Source organism: Streptomyces sp. NPDC050636 (assembly GCF_040654775.1).
Taxonomy (GTDB): Bacteria; Actinomycetota; Actinomycetes; order Streptomycetales; family Streptomycetaceae; genus Streptomyces.
On record NZ_JBFAIP010000240.1, the window covers coordinates 1 to 2,342 of the forward strand.

The following is a 2,342-nucleotide window of genomic DNA, read 5'->3' on the forward strand; positions in this document are numbered from 1 at the left end:
GAGCGGATCGCGGACTTCGGCTCCCAGGTCTGGCCGCCGCAGGACGCGGTGGTCGTCGACCTGGAGGGCTTCTACGACGGGACGGGGTACGGCCCGGCGTTCCAGGGCCTGCGCTCGGTGTGGCGGTGCGACGACGGGGCCGGGGCCTACGTGGAGGTGGCGCTGCCGGGCCAGGTCGCCGACGAGGCCGGGTCCTTCGGGATCCACCCGGCGCTGCTGGACGCGGTGCTCCAGTCCCACCGGATGGCCGGGGTCGGCACCGAGGGTGACCAGTTCCTGCCGTTCGCCTGGCGAGGTGTGTCGCTGCACGCCGGGGGAGCGTCGGTTCTGCGGGCCCGGGTGGTGAAGACCGGTGAGGACTCGGTGTCCATCGCGGCCGTCGACGTCGAGGGCGCCCCCGTGCTCTCCGCTGAGGCAATGGTGATGCGGGCGTACCAGGACACTGCCACCGGCCAGTCGGCGGGGCAGCGCGGCACGGAGCACGGCGCGCTGCTGTCGCTGGACTGGGTGGCGGCCCCGGAAGTGCAGCCTGCCGAGGTGCGGTGTGTGTCCCTGGGCGCCGATGAGCTGGGCGTGGGCGCGTCGGTCGCGTCCCTGGCGGACCTCACGGGGGATGAGGACCTCGTACTGGTCCCTGTGTCCGGTACGGACGGAGATGTGCCCGCCGCCGTGCACGAGGTGACGGCCCGGGTCCTGGGTGTGCTCCAGGACTGGGCGGACCGGGAGGAATCCGCCACCGCACGCCTGGTGTTCGTCACCCGCGGTGCCGTCTCCGCCGACGAGGGGGAGCCCGTACGGGACATGGCCGCGGGCGCGGCGTGGGGCCTGGTGCGCTCGGCGCAGTCGGAGAACCCCGGACGGATCGCGCTCCTCGACCTTGAGGACGGCGATCTCGCCGACGAGGACGGGGGCTTTGCCACGGCGCTCGCGGACCTGCCGGGTCTGCTGGCCACCGGGGACGCCCAGTTCGTATGGCGCGGCGGCACCCTCCGCATGGCGCGCCTGGCTCAGCTGGGCGGCGGTGCGGGGCTGTTGCCGCCCGCAGGTGTGCCGTGGCGACTGGACAGCGCGGCCAAGGGCAGCCTGGACAACCTGGTGCTCGCGCCCTGCCCGGAGATCCTGGAACCGCTCACGGAGGGACAGGTCCGCATACAGGTCCAGGCCGCAGGCGTGAACTTCCGCGACGTGCTGAACGCCCTGGGCATGTACCCGGGTGAGGCCGGGCTGCTGGGTGCCGAGGCCGCCGGTGTGGTGACCGGGACGGGGCCCGGGGTGAGCGGACTGCGCGCGGGGGACCGCGTGATGGGCATGGTCTTCGGCGGCTACGGCCCGGTCGCGGTGACGGACCAGCGGCTCTTGACGCGTATCCCCGAGGACTGGTCGGCCGCTCGGGCGGCTTCGGTGCCACTGGTCTTCCTGACCGCGCTCTACGCCCTGAAGGACCTCGCCGACCTGCGACCCGGCCAGTCGATCCTCGTACACGCCGGGGCCGGCGGCGTCGGTATGGCGGCGATCCAACTGGCGAAGCACCTCGGTGCCGAGGTATTCGCCACGGCCGGCGAAAGCAAGTGGGACACCCTGCGCGAACTGGGTGTCGCGGACGACCACATCGCCTCGTCCCGTACCACGGACTTCGAGGAGCGCTTCCGGGCGGTCACCGGTGGCCGCGGCGTGGATGTGGTGCTCAACGCCCTGGCGGGTGACTTCGTCGACGCGTCCCTGCGGTTGACCGCCCCCGGCGGCCACTTCCTGGAGATGGGCAAGACCGACATCCGCGAGCCCGAGTCCGCCGCCCCGGTGCGCTACAAGGCGTTCGACCTCGCCGACGCGGGCCCCGACCGGGTGCGGGGGATGCTCGGCGAGCTGCTGGAGCTGTTCGCCGGGGGCGCGTTGCGCCCGCTGCCGGTGGCGACCTGGGACGTACGGCGGGCGCCGGAGGCGTTCCGGTACATGAGCCGGGCCCAGCACATCGGAAAGATCGTGCTGACCCTGCCGCGCACGTGGGACCCGGACGGCACCGTGCTGATCACCGGTGGTACCGGTGGCCTGGGCCGTGAACTCGCCCGGCATCTGGTGACCGAGCGCGGCGTACGGCATCTGCTGCTGGTCAGCCGCGGTGGCCCGGACGCGCCGGGTGCGAGCGAGCTGCGTGCGGAACTGGCCGCGCACGGCGCCGAGGTGACGGTCCTCGCGTGCGACGTGGCGGACAGGGAGGGGGTGGCGACGGCCGTGGCTTCGGTGCCCGCCGCGCACCCGCTGACCGCCGTGATCCACACCGCCGGCGTCCTGGACGACGGCGTGGTGGCCTCGCTGACGCCCGAGCGGCTGTCGGCCGTACTGCG

At 73.5% G+C, this 2,342-nt stretch carries 1 protein-coding gene; it reads left to right on the forward strand.

The features are described from left to right. The coding region (locus AB0I10_RS40945) for an SDR family NAD(P)-dependent oxidoreductase (RefSeq protein ID WP_363157823.1) at positions 1 to 2,342 on the forward strand (2,342 nt) is incomplete at both ends.